The organism is Streptomyces sp. Sge12 (genome assembly GCF_002080455.1).
GTDB lineage: Bacteria > Actinomycetota > Actinomycetes > Streptomycetales > Streptomycetaceae > Streptomyces.
The window spans coordinates 4,786,526-4,802,463 of sequence record NZ_CP020555.1 but is presented as its reverse complement, the minus strand read 5'-3'; the positions used below and the strand labels follow the sequence as shown (position 1 = coordinate 4,802,463).

Sequence of the window (15,938 nt, the reverse complement as noted above, 5' to 3'; positions counted from 1 at the left end):
CCCAGGTCGGGACACTCTGATGTAGGAAGTCGGGGGATCGAATCACCTCAGGAGTTAGTCAGTGAGCGCCATGTCTCTTGCCCTGTTGCTGACCACGGCCGCTGCCACGGCCGTGGGCGCTGCTGCGCTGCACGCCGTCCACGGTCTGCGCAAGCAGGTCACCGCCCTGCGTACCGAGCTGGCGGTGCCGGCCCACGTCCGCGGTACGACCGTCCCGCACGCCCGCAGCGCCGTGGAGTCCCCCGCCGCGGAGATACGAGCCGCCGTGGCCGAAGCCCTCGCCGAGGAGCGCGAGCGCGAGCTGGCCGAGGCGCGGGCCTTCTGGGCCGCGCAGGAGGCCCGCGACGCCGCCGACGCCCCCTCGCTGCTGGGCGGCCTGTCCGGCCTCGGCGAGGACAGCCCGGTCTTCCTGCCCCGGCAGGCCGACCTGGTGGGGCTGGAGCCCGTCGTCGGCGAGGACGTCCTCGACGAGCTTCCCGGGTACCCCGAGGATTCGGCCGAGCTGGCCGCCGCGCGCCGGCGCCACCCCTCGCACCCCGACTTCGTCCCCGTCCAGGCCTCGCACCCCGGCGCCGACCACGAGCGCACCGTGAACCGCCTGGAGGAGCTCGCGGAGGCCCGTACGGCCCTCGCGGACGTCCGCCCGGGCCCGCTGGGCACGCTCGACGTGTACGTCTTCACCGACGGCACGACGCTCTGCATGACCCCCGGCCACCGGGAGACCGCGGAGCGCCTCGCCGAGGCGCTGCGTTCGGGCACCGCGCCGGTCCTGCTGGGCGGCTCGGGCATTTCCGGCGCCTACGCGCTGACGTTCTCCTGCGGCGACGCCGAGGACCCCGACAGCAACGTCTACATCCTCGCGGACCGCGTCATCGCATCGCTCTGATCTCCGCCTGCTCCACCAGCCGCACGGCCTCGTCCAGCAACTCGGACGGGGCCTTCGCGCCGTCCGGGGCCGATGCCGCGGCGCGCAGCGCCTCGGCGAGGTCCAGCCCGGTCACCGCCACCTGGTCGCCGACCACGAAGATGCCGGCGTCCGGGACCTCTTTGAGCGCCTGCCCGGGGCTCTCGATCCGCTGGGCCCGTAGGGAGAGTTCGCGGGCCAGCTCCAGCGCCGCGGCGGCGGTGCCCTGCTGCAGGCGGCTCTGCGGCGCGGCCCGCAGCCGGTCGGCGAAGCGTTCCAGGACGGCGGTCAGGGGCGAGGTATCAAGCACGCGGCCGACCCTACGCGCCGCCCGTGCACCATTGCCAACGGGCGAACTCTCCGGCACGGTGGCGTGAAGAGAACAGCACGGCGATACCTCCGGAGGCGCCCATGTCCGTAGAGTTCTCCGAACACACCCACCGCAACATGATCGACAGAATCCCCCAGACCACCGGTCGTGAACTCTCCGACTGGCTCCGCACCGTGGACGACGGCCCCTCACTCGTCCGGTTCGAGGAGAAGGTCAGCTGGCTGCGCGGCGCGCACGAACTGTCGTACGGCCAGGCCAAGGCGATCATCCACGAGTACGACCTGCGCAGAGCCGCACGCCGGTTCGGCTGACCCCTCCCCCCGATTCCCCGACCCCGTGCCCGCACCCCGGGATGCGGGAAGGCCCCGCGAGCGGTGCGCTCGCGGGGCCTTCCCCATGCCGTGCGCGGGCCGATCGGCCGGCCCGCGGGTCCTGCTAGTCGTCGCCCGAGAGGATCGAGAAGATGCGCAGCATCTCCACGTAGATCCAGACCAGGGTCATGGTGAGGGCGAAGGCCCCCAGCCAGGCCTCCTCGCGCGGGGCACCGTAGGCGATGCCGTCCTCGACCTGCTTGAAGTCGAGGGCGAGGAAGCAGGCGCCGAGGATGACGCCGATGGCGCCGAACAGGAGGCCGAGGCCGCCGCTGCGGAAGCCGAGGCCGTCACCGCCGCCGAAGATCGCGAACAGCGAGTTCACGAGCATGAGCAGGATGAAGCCCAGCGTCGCCGCCATCACGAAGCCGTAGAAGCGGCGGGTGACGCGGATCCAGCGCATCTTGTACGCGAAGAGCACGGCGGCGAAGACGCACATCGTGCCCATCACGGCCTGCATGACCACGCCGGGGCCGATGTAGGTGCTGACGGCCGCGCTGAGGACGCCGAGGAAGACACCCTCGAAGGCCGCGTAGGCGAGGATCAGGCCCGGGACGGGCTTGCTCTTGAACGACTGGATGATCACCAGGACGAAGGCGATGAGGCCCGCGCCGATGGCGATGCCGTACGACATGCCGAGGTTGTCCGGGTCGACCGGCAGCAGCGCCCAGGAGAGGGCGGCCGTCACGATGAGCGTGCCGAGCGTCATGGCCGTACGGCTCACGACGTCGTCGATGGTCATCACGTTGGCGCGGGCGGGGGCCTGCGGCATGCCCGTGGCCGGGTCGGTCGCGTACGGGTTCGTCGCGTACGGGTTGGTCCCGGCCTGCTGCGGCTGCGCGTCAAAGCCCGCGTAGCCACCGTTGTCGCGGCTGAACCCCCGTCGCGAGAAGACCGGGTTACTGCTCCTCATCTCACTCCTCCGTGGCCACCGAGCGCGGCCTTGCAACAAGAGTAATGCGCTCGCAAAGAAAGCACCCTACTGCTGGAGGAGGATCTTAGGAGAAGGCACGGCGAAGCGCTGGAGATAAATGAGGGGACTCCGCAGAGCTGCGGAGTGCCCGGAGCCGGACTTGAACCGGCACGGCCCGAAGGCCAGCGAGGTTTAAGCTCGCCGTGTCTGCATTCCACCATCCGGGCAAGGCGTGGCGGCCCCCGTAAAAAAGCCTTGAACGCTGAGCCGAGCCTATCCGGAACGATCGGCCCGCCGATCGGCCGTCTATCCGATGTTGTCTGATTTTATTGGCGCTTGAGGGTCCGTCAGACCCGAGAATGCGCGGTGGGCCCGTTCTGGACGCCGATCACCGCCTGTACGGGAATGACGGGATTTCGATGGCCCGCGCCACCTCGCGCCACCCGCCACGCCACCCTGGGCCACCGCCCGCCGATCAGGCCCTCTGTCATACCAGAGGAGGAGGCGCACCGGCCCGCCGTCAGACTCCAGTGGGCCGCGGAACAGGCACGGCGGCTGATCCGCGACGGGCATGCACACGGCGAGGATGGAAACGTCCCCGCACCGCAGACCGAGGAGCCGTCCCGTGACCACCATGAACTACGCCCCGCACACCGCCCAGGCCGTGGCCGCCCGTGCCACCGGCCTCTCCAAGGTGTACGGCCAGGGCGAGACCCAGGTGGTCGCGCTCAACAACGTCACCGTGGACTTCACGCAGGGCCAGTTCACCGCGATCATGGGCCCCTCGGGCTCCGGCAAGTCCACCCTGATGCACTGCGTCGCCGGTCTGGACACTTTCTCCGCGGGTTCCGTCCGCATCGGTGACACCGAGCTGGGCAGCCTCAAGGACAAGCAGCTCACCCAGCTCCGCCGGGACAAGATCGGCTTCATCTTCCAGGCCTTCAACCTGCTGCCGACCCTGACGGCCCTGGAGAACATCACGCTCCCCATGGACATCGCCGGCCGCAAGCCCGACAAGCAGTGGCTGGACGCCGTGATCAGCATGGTCGGCCTCTCCGGCCGCCTCTCCCACCGCCCCACCCAGCTCTCCGGCGGTCAGCAGCAGCGCGTGGCCGTGGCCCGCGCCCTGGCCTCCCGGCCCGAGATCATCTTCGGTGACGAGCCCACCGGAAACCTGGACTCGCGCTCCGGCGCCGAGGTCCTCGGCTTCCTGCGCAACTCGGTGCGCGAGCTCGGCCAGACCGTGGTGATGGTCACCCACGACCCGGTCGCCGCCTCCTACGCGGACCGCGTCATCTTCCTCGCCGACGGCGAGATCGTCCACGAGATGCTCGACCCCACCGCCGACAGCGTGCTCGACCGCATGAAGGCCTTCGACGCCAAGGGCCGTACGAGCTGACCCGGGCCGCCTCCGCAGCCGCAGCCCTCCTCCAGACTTCCAGCCCCAGGACTCGAAACCCATGTTCCGTACAGCCCTGCGCAACGTCCTCGCGCACAAGGCCCGACTGCTGATGACGGTGCTCGCCGTCACCCTCGGCGTCGCCTTCGTCTCCGGCACCCTCGTCTTCACCGACACCCTCAAGAAGTCCCTCTCCGGACAGTCCGCCAAGGACTACGCGGGCGTGGCCGTCTCCGTCAGCTCCTACGGCCAGGGCCGCAACGAGCAGGGCGAGAGGGAGGGCGAGCCCGGCCTGAGCCAGGCCACCCTCGACAAGGTCCGGGCGCTCCCGGGCGTCGCGTCCGTCTCCGGACGGGTCACGGGCTTCGCCGGCGTCGGCGACGAGAACGGCAAGCTGATCGGCTCCGGCTGGTCCAACCAGGGTGCCAACTACACGCCCGTCAAGGACGGCAAGGACCCGCGCTACACCTTCGTCCAGGGTGCGGGCCCCGCCAAGGCCGACGAGATCGCCCTCGACCGGGCGACCGCGGACGCGGGCAAGTACAAGGTCGGCGACAAGGTCCGCGTCGCCACCAACGGCCCGGTCAAGGAGTACTCCCTCGCCGGTGTCTTCACCACCGAGGACGGCGCCGTCCAGGCCGGCGGCAGCCTGGTGCTCTTCGAGACCAAGGTCGCCCAGGAGCTCTACCTCAAGCCCGGCTACTTCCAGGAGATGTCGGTCGGGGCCAAGGACGGCACCTCCGCCGACACCCTGCTCGCCGACATCAAGCCGCTCGTCGACAGCAAGCACACCACGGCGAAGACGGGCGCCGAGCTGGCGAAGAAGCAGGCCAAGGACATCGAGGAGGGCCTCGGCCAGATGGGCACCATGCTGCTCGTCTTCGCCGGCATCTCGCTCTTCGTCGGCATCTTCCTGATCTACAACACCTTCACCATGCTGGTCACCCAGCGCACCAAGGAGCTGGCCCTGCTGCGCGCCGTCGGCGCCAACCGCGGTCAGGTCATGCGCTCGGTGCTCGCCGAGGCCCTGGTCGTCGGCGCCGTGTCCGCCGTCGTCGGCCTGATCGGCGGCATCGGCCTGGCGGTCGGCATGCGCTCCGTGCTCGGCTCCTTCGGCGCCAAGCTCCCGGGCGGCGACCTCGTCATCGCCCCGGGCACGATCATCGCGGCCCTGGTCATCGGCATCCTGGTCACCACGGTCGCGGCGGTGCTGCCCGCCTGGCGCACCGGCCGGATCGCCCCGGTCGCCGCCATGGGCAGTGCCCACCTGCCGGCCACCTCGAAGTCGCTGGTCGTGCGCAACGTCATCGGCTCGATCATCAGCGTCCTGGGCATCGGCCTGGTCGTGCTCGGCGTGTCCACGGGCGGCGACAACGGCCGCATGACCATCGGCGCCGGCGCGTTCTTCATGCTCATCGGCATGATCGTGCTGCTGCCGCTGCTCTCCAAGCCGGTCATCGGCGCCGTCCGCCCGCTGCTGCAGAAGGTCTTCGGGGTCCCCGGCAAGCTGGCCTCCCAGAACGCCGTCCGCAACCCGCGCCGCACCGCCGTCACCGCCGCCTCCCTGGCGATCGGCCTGACCCTGGTCACCACCCTGTCGGTGCTCGGCATCACCGTCGGCAAGGTCGTCGACCGGATGAGCACCGAGAAGCTCAAGGCCGACTACAAGGTCTCCATGGCCGGCGGCATCGGCTACCTCGACAAGTCGGTGACCGAGACCCTGGCCAAGACCCCCGGCATCAAGGCGGTCTCCCCGCAGACGGCCGGCTACTTCATGGTCGGCGACGACTTCCGGTCCGCCTCCGGCGTCAACCCGGCCGCCATCGGCCAGCTGCTGAACATCGAGACCGTCAGCGGCTCGGTGGACTCCCTCGGCAAGGGCGAGGTCCTGGTCGCCGAGAAGACCGCGAAGAAGGCCAACCTCGACACCGGCTCCACGATCAAGGTGAAGTACGAGGACGGCCAGGAGAGCACCCTCAAGATCGGCGCGGTCTACAAGGACATGGAGGGCCTGCTCTCCCCGTACGTCCTCGACGACAAGGTCCTCTCCCAGCACAGCGAGGAGAGCGCCGTCAGCGAGGTGTACGTCAACGTCGACGGCGGGGCGTCCAAGGCCGGCCAGCAGAAGGTCGTCGACGCGCTGGGCAAGAACCCGGCCATCAACGTCGCCACCCAGCAGGACATGCGCAACGAGATGGGCGGCATGATCAACACCATGCTGAACGTCATGTACGGCCTGCTCGGCATGGCGCTGATCATCTCGGTGCTCGGTGTGGTCAACACCCTGGCGATGTCCGTCTTCGAGCGGACCCAGGAGATCGGCATGCTGCGGGCGATCGGTCTCGACCGGGGCCGGGTCAAGAACATGATCCGTCTGGAGGCCGTGGTGATCTCGCTCTTCGGGGCCACCCTGGGCATCGCCATCGGCATCTTCCTCGCCTGGGCCGTCGGCACCACGATGGCGAAGGCCATGCCGAACTACGAACTGATCCTCCCGTGGGACCGGATCGGCATCTTCCTCCTGCTGGCCGCCGTGGTCGGTGTCCTGGCCGCCATGTGGCCGGCCCGCAGCGCCGCCCGCCTGAACATGCTGACCGCCATCAAGACGGAGTAGCAGCGGCGCAGGACCACGCGCAGGGCCCCGGGGCATCCGCCCCGGGGCCCTGCGCGTTCCCGCTGCCTGCTAGACCGTTTCTGCGTCCCAGGTGCGCAGCCGCAGCGGCAGCCGGGCGTCCCCGGCGGCCGTGGTGCGCACCGCCAACACCTGGTTGACGCCCAGTCGGCCCCGCTCGAAGCCCAGCGCGCAGGCCGCCATGTACAGCTGCCAAACCCGGGCCCGTCCGGGCGAGGTCAGCCGGACGGCCTCGCTCCAGTGCTCCTCCAGCCGGGCCACCCAGGCGCGCAGGGTCAGCCCGTAGTGCTCGCGCAGCGCCTCCACGTCGCGGACCTCGAAGCCGGCCCGTTCCAGTTCGCCCACGGTGGTGCCGAGCGGGGAGAGCTCGCCGTCGGGGAAGACGTAGGCGTCGATGAACTCGTCGATCCGGTACGCCTCCTCGTCCGGCTCCGGCCGGCGGGCGATCTGATGGTTCAGCAGCCGTCCGCCCGGGCGCAGCAGGGTGTGCAGGGTGCGGGCGTAGTCCCGGTAGCGGTCGGCGCCGACGTGTTCGGCCATCCCGATGGAGGAAATGGCCTCGTACGGTCCGTCCTTGACGTCCCGGTAGTCCTGGATCCGGATGTCCACCTGCTCGGTCAGTCCCTCGTCCGCGACCCGTTTGCGGGCGTATGCGGCCTGCTCGCGGGAGAGCGTGACCCCGGTGACCCGGACGCCGTACTCGCGGGCGGCGTGCAGTGCCATGGAGCCCCAGCCGCATCCGACGTCGAGCAGCCGCTCCCCGGGCCGCAGGGCGAGTTTGCGGCAGACCAGGTCGAGCTTGTCGCGCTGGGCCTCCTCCAAGGTGGAGCCGGGGCTCCAGTAGGCGCAGGAGTACACCATCGAGGGGCCGAGCACCCGCTCGTAGAAGTCGTTGCCGACGTCGTAGTGGTGGCTGACGGCCCGGCGGTCGCGGCTCTTGCTGTGCCGCTGCCCGCCCCGCCGGTACGCCGCCTCCTCGGCGGGGGGCGCGGGCGGCGGCAGGGGTCCGGCCAGGGCGATCAGCTCGCGTGCGGCGGCGCGCAGGGCCGGGTCGCGCCACCTCGCCCCCGGCAGGCCGGACAGTGCGGGCAGCCCGGCGCGGCGGGCGAGTCCCCCGAGGGCGGCGAGCGGCCCGGGCGCGCCCTGGGCCGTGGAGACCTCGGGGCCGACGGGCGGCACCTCCTGCCCCCGTTCCCACAGCAGGCCGGCCACCCGGTCCAGGAGGTCGAACAGATCGCCCTCGACCGTCAGTTCGCCCGCCACCCAGGCGCGGGCCAGCCCCAGCTCGCCGGGCCTCCACAGCATCCGCCGCACGGCGCGGCGGTCGTGGATGACGAGCACGGGGCCGTCGGGCGGGCCGGCCTCACTGCCGTCCCAGGCCCGGACGCGTACCGGCAGCGGGGCACCCAGGAGTCTTTCGGCAACTACGGCGAGCCGCGGCGCGGCGTCGGTCATGGCGCACCTCCACAAAAGCTCCGACCCCTCCGTCTACCCATCCCGGGCCCCGGGTACGCCGAAGGGGCCGCCCGCACCACGGATGGCGGGCGGCCCCTTCGGGGTCGTACAGGTCGTACAGGTGGAGCCGGTGGAGCAGTGGAGCTCAGGCAACGCCGGTGGAACCGGTCAGGAGGCCTTGGCCTTCGCGGCCGGGGCAGCGGCGGCGGACGGGGCCGGCGCCGGCTTGGCGGCCTCGTAGAACTCCTCGCGGGGGGTCTCCAGCGCACCGAGGGAGACGACCTCGCGCTTGAGGAACATGGCGAGGGTCCAGTCGGCGAAGACGCGGATCTTGCGGTTCCAGGTCGGCATGGCCATGCCGTGGTAGCCACGGTGCATGTACCAGGCCAGCCGGCCCTTGAGCTTGATCTTCGTCTTGCCCATCACGATCATCGCGACGCCCTTGTGGAGGCCGAGGCCCGCCACCGCACCCTTGTTGGAGTGCGAGTACTCGGCCTGCGGGAAGCCCCGCATGCCCGAGATGACGTTGTCGCCGAGGACCTTGGCCTGGCGCAGCGCGTGCTGGGCGTTCGGCGGGCACCAGGCGTTCTCGACGCCGGCCTTGCGGGCCGCGACGTCCGGAACCTGGGCGTTGTCGCCGGCGGTCCAGATGTAGTCCGTGCCCGTGACCTGGAGGGTCGGCTGGGCGTCCACGTGGCCGCGGGGGCCCAGCGGCAGGCCGTAGCGGGCCAGCACCGGGTTCGGCTTGACGCCGGCGGTCCAGACGATGGTGTTGGAGTCGACCTCGAGGCCGTTCTTCAGCACCACGTGGCCGTCCACGCAGGAGTCCATGGAGGTGTTGAGGTAGATCTCGATGCCGCGGGACTCGAGGTGCTCCTTGCCCCAGGTGCCGAGCTTGGGCCCGACCTCGGGAAGGATCTTGTCGGCCGCGTCGACCAGGATGAAGCGCATGTCCTCGCGCTTGATCGTGGAGTAGTACTTCGCGGCGTCGCGGGCCATGTCCTCGACCTCGCCGATGGTCTCCGCACCGGCGAAGCCGCCGCCGACGAAGACGAAGGTGAGGGCCTTGCGGCGGACGTTCTCGTCCGTCGTGGACTCGGCCTTGTCGAGCTGCTCGAGGACGTGGTTGCGCAGGCCGATGCCCTCTTCGACGCCCTTCATACCGATGCCCTGTTCGGCGAGGCCGGGGATCGGGAAGGTGCGGGAGACGGCGCCGAGCGCGATCACCAGGTAGTCGAAGGGCAGCTCGTACGCCTCGCCGACGAGCGGCGTGACGACGGCGACCTTGCGGTCCTGGTCGATGCTGGTGACCCGGCCGGTGAGAACCTCTGCCTTGGGCAGCACGCGTCGCAGCGGGACGACGACGTGCCGAGGCGAGATGCTGCCTGCGGCCACTTCAGGGAGGAAGGGCTGGTAGGTCATGTACGAGCGCGGGTCGACGACCGTGACGGTCGCCTCGCCGTAGCGCATCTTCTTCATGATGCGCTTGGCTGCGTACAGGCCTACGTACCCACCTCCTACAACGAGGATCCTGGGACGCTCCGTGGTGCTCATGGAACGAGTATCCAGCACCCAAAGGGGTGTCGCTCGTGAGCCCCTTCACAAGGACCGGGATACCCTCTGCTACACTCCGCCGCCCACGTGACGGAGGTCATGGCGCGCGACGGGAACCAGCAGGGGTCCGGAGTCGTTGTTCACCCGTCCTGAACTGGCCTCCAAGGCCGAAACCGGACTGGACCACCGGGGTTCGTCCATACCTCCGATGCGGAACCCGTCGCGTTCGCCGATCGCACGAACGCGCGCAAAAAAGGGCCTGCGGACCTCCGGAAGGCCCCGAAGGACCCTTCCGTTGACCCAACAGACCCTTTTTCCTTGTGAAGAACTTCACGAAGTTGGTTTGGATCACTGCCGCAACAACGCCCGAACAGGCCTCCACAACCTGCTTCGAAGGTCGTTCAGGCGATGGACCAAGCGATTCCATCGAGGATGTCGTGCTCCGACACGACAACCTCGGAAGCACCGATGCGTTCCATGATCGCCAACAGCACCAGTGCGCCCGCTCCGATCACGTCCACGCGGCCCGCGTGCATCACGGGGATCGCCGCACGCTCGGCGTGCGTGGCCGTGAGCATCCGCCCGCTGATCTCCCGCACCTGCTCGTAGGAGATCCGGGAGTGGTGGATGGCCGACGAGAGGTATTCCGGCAGCCCCAGCGCGATCCCGGCGACCGTGGTCACCGAGCCCGCCAGGCCCACCAGGGTGCGCGCCTCGGACAGCGGCACGCTCTCGGCCGCGAGGTCCAGCGCCGCCTCGATGTCGGCCCGGATCGCGGCGACCTGCTCCGCGGTGGGCGGGTCGGTGACGACCCCGTCCACCACCAGGTGGCGCTCGGTCATCCGGACGCAGCCGATGTCCACGGAGCGGGCGGCCCGCACGTGCTCCTCGCCGACCACGAACTCGGTCGAACCGCCGCCGATGTCCACGACCAGGAACGGCCGCTGCAGGTGCTCGTGCGCCGTGAGTTCCTTGGTGGCGCCGGTGAAGGAGAACTCCGCCTCCTGGTCGCCGGAGATCACCTCGGGCTCGACCCCCAGGATGTCCAGGACGCCCCGGACGAAGTCCGCCCGGTTCTCGGCGTCCCGGGAGGCCGAGGTCGCCACGAAGCGCACCCGCTCCGCGCCGAACTCCTTGATGACGCCCGCGTACTCGCGGCACGCGGCGAAGGTGCGCTCCAGCGCCTCCGGAGCCAGCCGGCCGGTCCTGTCCACGCCCTGGCCGAGCCGGACGATGGTCATCCGGCGGTCCAGCTCGACGAGCTCGCCGGTGGCCGGGTCGCAGTCCGCGACGAGCAGCCGGATGGAGTTCGTACCGCAGTCGACGGCGGCGACCCGGGTCATGCCCGCGGCCCCTCGTCGTCGGTCCTGCGCTCCCCGCACGGGACGACGCAGGGGCCCTTGGCCCACCACTCCGGCAGCATGGCGAGGGCCTCGTCGCCGAACGGGTTCACCCCGGGGCCGGCGGCCAGGGAGTGGCCGACCAGCACGTGCAGGCACTTCACCCGGTCCGGCATGCCGCCGGCGCTCGGGAAGCCCTGGAGCACCTCGATGGCGTCGCGCCGCTCGATGTAGTCCTCGTGGGCGGCCTGGTAGGCGGCGGCCAGTTCCTTGTCCTCGGCGAGCCGGGCCTGCATCTCCTTCATCACGCCGTTGGCCTCGAGCGTGCCGATCGCGGAGGCCGCGCGCGGGCACGTCAGGTAGTACAGCGTCGGGAAGGGGGTGCCGTCGGGGAGCCGCGGGGCGGTCTCCACCACGTCCGGCTGCCCGCAGGGGCAGCGGTGCGCGATGGCGCGCAGCCCGCGCGGCGGGCGGCCGAGCTGCTGCTCGAACGCCTCGATGTCCGCGTCGGTCGGCTCGGTCCGGTCGGTCTGGGGCGGGGGCGTCTGCATGCCTGGAGGAAGTCTCTTCGTTCTCGTGGATGGGTGCTGCGGTACGGCGGTACGGGTCAGTCGCCGGGGCGGTCGGCCTTGTCGACGCCGTCCCAGACGTTGGAGTACCAGGGGCGGTCGGAGCCGGCGTGGCCGGTCCGGTGCGGTTCGGGGGGCTGGGCCCCGGGGTCGCTCATGATGTAGCTGATCTCCCCCGGGCGCAGGAAGTGCAGGTGCTTGCGCGCCTGCTGTTCCGCGTAGGCGTCGTCCTGCCAGCGGGCCTTCTCGTCGCGGAGCCGCTCCAGGCGGTCCCGCGCGGCCGCGGCGGCCCGCTGCTGCTGTGCGATCTCCGAGCGCTGGGAGACGTACTGGCGCATCGGGTACGCGAGGGCGACGACCAGCGTACAGAGGACGAGCACCAGGAGCGCGGCGCGGCCGGTGAGCCGGCTGCGGCGGACCTGACGCCGCGACTGCGACCGGTAGACGTGGGCGGCGGTCCGCTCACCGAGCTGCTTGAGCCTGGTCGCGGTGGAGAAGGTGGAGAACCGATCCCGGTTCCCGGCCATTGGTCCGCCTCCCCTAGGTACGCACTACGCAATACGTCCCCGCACACGGTACGGGACCGAGTGCGGGGACGTACGGAGGCCAGCCCCTCAGGGGGGTGATTAGCCCTTGAAGCGCGGGAAGGCGCTGCGGCCCGCGTACACGGCGGCGTCGTCGAGGATCTCCTCGATGCGCAGCAGCTGGTTGTACTTGGCGACGCGGTCCGAGCGGGCCGGGGCGCCGGTCTTGATCTGACCGCAGTTCACGGCGACGGCGAGGTCGGCGATGGTGACGTCCTCGGTCTCACCGGAGCGGTGGGACATCATGCACTTGAAGCCGTTGCGCTGGGCCATCTCGACGGCGTCCAGGGTCTCGGTCAGCGAACCGATCTGGTTCACCTTCACGAGCAGGGCGTTCGCGGAGCCCTCCTCGATACCGCGGGCCAGACGCTCCGGGTTGGTGACGAACAGGTCGTCACCGACGATCTGGACCTTGGCGCCGAGGCGGTCGGTGACGACCTTCCAGCCGGCCCAGTCGTCCTCGTACAGCGGGTCCTCGATGGAGACGAGCGGGTACGCGGAGACGAGCTCCTCGTAGTACTCGGTCATCTCGGCGGCCGAGCGGGACTGGCCCTCGAACTCGTACTTGCCGTCCTTGTAGAACTCGGACGCGGCGACGTCGAGCGCGAGCGCGATGTCCTTGCCCGGGGTGTAGCCGGCCTGCTTGATGGCCTCGACGATGAGGTCGAGCGCGGCGCGGTTGGACTCCAGGTTCGGGGCGAAGCCGCCCTCGTCACCCAGGCCGGTGGAGAGGCCCTTGGTGTGCAGGACCTTCTTGAGGGTGTGGTAGACCTCGGCACCCCAGCGCAGCGCCTCGGAGAAGGACTCCGCGCCGATGGGGGCGATCATGAACTCCTGGATGTCGACGTTGGAGTCGGCGTGCGACCCACCGTTGAGGATGTTCATCATCGGAACGGGCAGCAGGTGCGCGTTCGGACCGCCGAGGTAGCGGAAGAGCGGAAGGTCCGAGGCCTCGGACGCGGCGTGCGCGACGGCCAGGGACACGCCGAGGATGGCGTTGGCGCCGAGCGAGCCCTTGTTGTCGGTGGCGTCCAGGTCGAACATGGCCTGGTCGATCAGCCGCTGCTCGGTGGCGTCGTAGCCGACGAGCTCCGGGCCGATCTGCTCGATCACGGCGAGGACGGCCTTCTCGACGCCCTTGCCCATGTAGCGGTTGGGGTCACCGTCACGGAGCTCGATGGCCTCGAAGGCACCGGTGGAGGCGCCGGACGGAACTGCAGCACGGCCGGTGCTGCCATCGTCGAGGCCCACCTCGACCTCGACCGTGGGGTTGCCTCGGGAGTCCAGGATTTCCCGGGCTACGACGACGTCGATGGACGGCACGAGCATCTCCTTCTGGGATGTGACGCTGGGTGTGCGGTGGCGTGTCAGGCCGTGGGATGGCCTTGCCGCCTAGAGCCTAACCGGCTCCGGGCACTCGACCGGCCGACCGCCCGGACCCTGGGACGAAAAAGGGACCGAATACCCCTCTTCCGGGACATAAGTCTCTTGATCATCGGCATTTCGGGGCCGCGCACGGCACCGCCCGGCGCGTGGGGCACGCGCCGGGCGGTGGACATCCTGCACGCAGTCAGCGGACCGCGGGCGCAGGGTTCTGCGGCATGTGCCGCATTGTTCAGCTGAGCTTCAGCTTCTGACCCGGGAAGATCAGGTCGGCGTCCGAGACGATGTCCTTGTTCAGCTCGAAGAGCTTCTCCCAGCCGCCCTTGACGCCGTTGGTCTCGGCGATGGTGCCCAGGGTGTCGCCCGGCTTCACCTCGTACGAGCCGTTGCCGGTCTGCGGCGCGGCCGGAGTCTCGGTGCGCTCGGAACGGGTGACCGGAGCCTCGGCGCGCTTCGTCTTCGGAGCGGCCTTGGTCTCGACCTTCTTCGTCTCGGCCTTCGGCTTCGACTGCGGCTTGTTCTGCGGCTTGTTCTGCGCCGGGGTCTCGGCGCCGCCACCGGTGTAGGCGGAGCCCGACAGGCCCTTGCCGCAGGACGGCCAGGCGCCCTTGCCCTGGCTCTTGAGGACCTTCTCCGCGACGGCTATCTGCTGCGCCTTGGTGGCCTGGTTGGCCTGCGGGGCGTAGGACTTGCCGCCGAAACCGGCCCACGTGGAGGACGAGAACTGCAGGCCGCCGTAGTAGCCGTTGCCCGTGTTGATGGCCCAGTTGCCACCGGACTCGCACTGCGCGACCTTGTCCCACTCGGACGCGGTGGCGGCGCTGGCGGTGCCCGCGGCCATCAGGGGGGCGGCCACGGCCACACCGGCGACACCGGCGAGCGTGACGATCCGGACAGACCGCTCGATTGCAGTACCGCGACGGTGCTTGCCCTTGCCGGAAAGCAGCATGGAGTTCTCCTCACCGACGCCTACGAGGTGAGCTGTCGGGTTCGGGCGAGTGAGTTGCCCGGCCGTGCGACCTAGCGCACGTCTTAACCCCAAGCCGGTGGCGTGACCGTCTCTCAACGGCCGCTCCCGGCACCTACCTTGGTTCCCCCGCTCCTGCCTTCGGCGCTTGACGCGACGACTGTTCCCCCCGTCCGCCGGCAGGATTCGGCGATGCGGTCGAAGGAGCCCGCGGTGGCGAGCGATTCAGAAGGTAGACAGGTCTCTCCCCGATGTTCAACGAGCAACATCGGGGAGAAACGGCCCCTACTTGCGCTCCCCGGAGGGGTGTTTGCGCAGGTGAGGACGGGGTTTGCGGAAGCCCCCGGGCGGGACACGCCAGTTGACCGGAAGAGACGCATGTCTCACTTGCCGAAAACCGACATTCGACTCTTTCCGGATAACTGAACTGCCCTTATTGCGTGGTTAGATCCAGATTCTGGCCGGGCTTGATCAGGTTGGCGTCGTCACCGATGACCTGCTCATTGGCTTCGTAGAGGCCGTTCCAGCCGCCCCTCACGCCCTTGGCGACCGCGATGGTCGCCAGGCTGTCGCCCACCTGGACCGTGTACGTGGGGTCCGACGCGGTGTCAGAGGGGGCCGTCGGCTCGGCCGCCGGGGCACCGCGGTGCTTGCCGCTGCCCTCGGCGGGAGTGGCACCCAGCGTCTGCGGGGTCTCGGGAGCCCCGGGGGTCGCAGGGGACGTCGGGTCGACGGGAGGCAGTCCGGGCGTGGCCGGCGGGGTGGTCGGGGCGGTCGGGTCCACCGGGAGCGTGGGCGCCGTCGGGTCGACGGGGGCCGGCGTGGTGGTCGGGTCGCCCGGCAGGGTCGGGGCCGTCGGGTCCACGGGAGGCGTCGTCGGGACGTCCGGCGCGGGCATGACGGGCAGTCCGATGGACGGGGCGTCGGGAATGAGGAACGGGGTGTCCGACGGGCTCGGGGCCGGGGTCGGCGCACCGTAGTCCGTGGACCGCGCGCCGCCGCCGGTGGACGGGACGACGTCGTCCGGGCGGGACGGCGAGGGGGCGAGGGGGCCCGTACCGCCGGGCAGACCGGGGTCGACCTGCGCGGCGGGGCTCTCCTTGTCGAGGCCCGCGGAGGCCGCGCACAGCGGCCACGCCTGCGGGCCGGTGGACTTCAGCACGCGCTCGGCCACCGCGATCTGCTGGGACCTGCTCGCCAGGTCGGGGCGCTCGGCGAAGTCGAGACCGCCGGCGCCCTGCCACTCCTCCTGCGTGAACTGGAGTCCGCCGTAGGAGCCGCTGCCGGAGTTGGCACTCCAGGAGCCGCCGCTCTCGCATTCGGCGACCTTGTCCCACGTGGACGTGTCGGCGGCAGTGGCGCTGGTGGCCGCGAGCAGCGGCAGAGCCAGCGCGGAGCCAGTGACTCCGGCTGTGACGACCAGCGCGGGGACCTGGCGGGGGCGTCTGTGACGGCCGTTCCCGGAACGCATGTAGTGCACCTTTCGCATAACAGCGGGGTAACGGCAGAACCTAGCGGCCTTCGAACGATTGTCAC

Annotated in this window: 14 protein-coding genes, 1 tRNA gene and 1 riboswitch; of the genes, 4 read left to right on the top strand and 11 right to left on the bottom strand. The window is 70.3% G+C overall.

What is annotated here, in order from left to right; translation table 11 throughout:
- Window positions 1–70 precede the first annotated feature (70 nt).
- Entirely contained in the window at window positions 71–886 is an 816-nt protein-coding gene (locus tag B6R96_RS21515) for a hypothetical protein (RefSeq protein WP_078626390.1), read from the top strand.
- Here B6R96_RS21515 and B6R96_RS21510 read toward each other — a convergent pair.
- Window positions 870–1,214, bottom strand: a complete 345-nt coding sequence (locus tag B6R96_RS21510; protein ID WP_081523299.1) for a hypothetical protein — start codon at window positions 1,212–1,214, stop codon at window positions 870–872. The two genes, B6R96_RS21515 and B6R96_RS21510, sit on opposite strands and share 17 nt — an antisense overlap.
- Before the next feature lie 101 nt (window positions 1,215–1,315).
- Here B6R96_RS21510 and B6R96_RS21505 point away from each other — a divergent pair, with 101 nt between their 5' ends.
- Window positions 1,316–1,546 carry a DUF4287 domain-containing protein gene (locus B6R96_RS21505; RefSeq protein ID WP_030387033.1) on the top strand — a complete coding sequence of 77 codons (231 nt, stop codon included), beginning with the start codon at window positions 1,316–1,318 and terminating at the stop codon, window positions 1,544–1,546.
- A gap of 124 nt (window positions 1,547–1,670) precedes the next feature.
- Here the strand turns inward: B6R96_RS21505 and B6R96_RS21500 are convergent, their stop codons facing one another.
- Both B6R96_RS21500 and B6R96_RS21495 read right to left on the bottom strand, forming a co-directional pair.
- A complete protein-coding gene (locus B6R96_RS21500; protein WP_030387034.1) occupies window positions 1,671–2,519 on the bottom strand; it encodes a Bax inhibitor-1/YccA family protein in 849 nt (282 codons plus the stop codon).
- 145 nt (window positions 2,520–2,664) lie between these two features.
- Window positions 2,665–2,746, bottom strand: a tRNA-Leu gene (locus tag B6R96_RS21495).
- A gap of 407 nt (window positions 2,747–3,153) precedes the next feature.
- On the opposite strand from B6R96_RS21495, the gene B6R96_RS21490 reads away from it, so the two are divergent.
- Window positions 3,154–3,918 carry an ABC transporter ATP-binding protein gene (locus B6R96_RS21490; protein WP_106977536.1) on the top strand — a complete coding sequence of 255 codons (765 nt, stop codon included), beginning with the start codon at window positions 3,154–3,156 and terminating at the stop codon, window positions 3,916–3,918.
- A 61-nt stretch (window positions 3,919–3,979) separates the two neighbouring features.
- Window positions 3,980–6,532, top strand: a complete 2,553-nt coding sequence (locus B6R96_RS21485) for an ABC transporter permease (RefSeq protein WP_081523297.1) — start codon at window positions 3,980–3,982, stop codon at window positions 6,530–6,532.
- 69 nt (window positions 6,533–6,601) lie between these two features.
- Here B6R96_RS21485 and B6R96_RS21480 read toward each other — a convergent pair whose 3' ends face one another.
- The 8 genes from B6R96_RS21480 to B6R96_RS21445 form a co-directional block, all read right to left on the bottom strand.
- Window positions 6,602–8,005: an SAM-dependent methyltransferase gene (locus B6R96_RS21480; RefSeq protein ID WP_081523295.1), complete on the bottom strand. Its 1,404-nt coding sequence runs from the start codon at window positions 8,003–8,005 to the stop codon at window positions 6,602–6,604.
- 168 nt (window positions 8,006–8,173) lie between these two features.
- Window positions 8,174–9,559 carry an NAD(P)/FAD-dependent oxidoreductase gene (locus tag B6R96_RS21475; RefSeq protein ID WP_053703190.1) on the bottom strand — a complete coding sequence of 462 codons (1,386 nt, stop codon included), beginning with the start codon at window positions 9,557–9,559 and terminating at the stop codon, window positions 8,174–8,176.
- A 401-nt stretch (window positions 9,560–9,960) separates the two neighbouring features.
- Window positions 9,961–10,902 carry a Ppx/GppA phosphatase family protein gene (locus B6R96_RS21470; RefSeq protein WP_081523294.1) on the bottom strand — a complete coding sequence of 314 codons (942 nt, stop codon included), beginning with the start codon at window positions 10,900–10,902 and terminating at the stop codon, window positions 9,961–9,963.
- Window positions 10,899–11,450, bottom strand: a complete 552-nt coding sequence (locus B6R96_RS21465) for a DUF501 domain-containing protein (protein WP_079405107.1) — start codon at window positions 11,448–11,450, stop codon at window positions 10,899–10,901. The genes B6R96_RS21470 and B6R96_RS21465 overlap by 4 nt, the downstream gene beginning before the upstream one ends.
- A gap of 56 nt (window positions 11,451–11,506) precedes the next feature.
- Window positions 11,507–11,995 (bottom strand): FtsB family cell division protein, encoded by a 489-nt coding sequence (locus B6R96_RS21460; RefSeq protein WP_030387096.1) that lies wholly within the window; start codon window positions 11,993–11,995, stop codon window positions 11,507–11,509.
- 99 nt (window positions 11,996–12,094) lie between these two features.
- Window positions 12,095–13,381 carry a phosphopyruvate hydratase gene (eno, locus tag B6R96_RS21455; protein WP_030387097.1) on the bottom strand — a complete coding sequence of 429 codons (1,287 nt, stop codon included), beginning with the start codon at window positions 13,379–13,381 and terminating at the stop codon, window positions 12,095–12,097.
- A 286-nt stretch (window positions 13,382–13,667) separates the two neighbouring features.
- Window positions 13,668–14,384, bottom strand: coding sequence for a LysM peptidoglycan-binding domain-containing protein (locus tag B6R96_RS21450; RefSeq protein ID WP_030387098.1), 717 nt, complete (start codon window positions 14,382–14,384; stop codon window positions 13,668–13,670).
- A 2-nt stretch (window positions 14,385–14,386) separates the two neighbouring features.
- A riboswitch (cyclic di-AMP (ydaO/yuaA leader) is annotated at window positions 14,387–14,559 on the bottom strand.
- A 276-nt stretch (window positions 14,560–14,835) separates the two neighbouring features.
- Window positions 14,836–15,873, bottom strand: coding sequence for a LysM peptidoglycan-binding domain-containing protein (locus tag B6R96_RS21445; RefSeq protein WP_081523293.1), 1,038 nt, complete (start codon window positions 15,871–15,873; stop codon window positions 14,836–14,838).
- Between the last annotated feature and the right edge of the window lie 65 nt (window positions 15,874–15,938).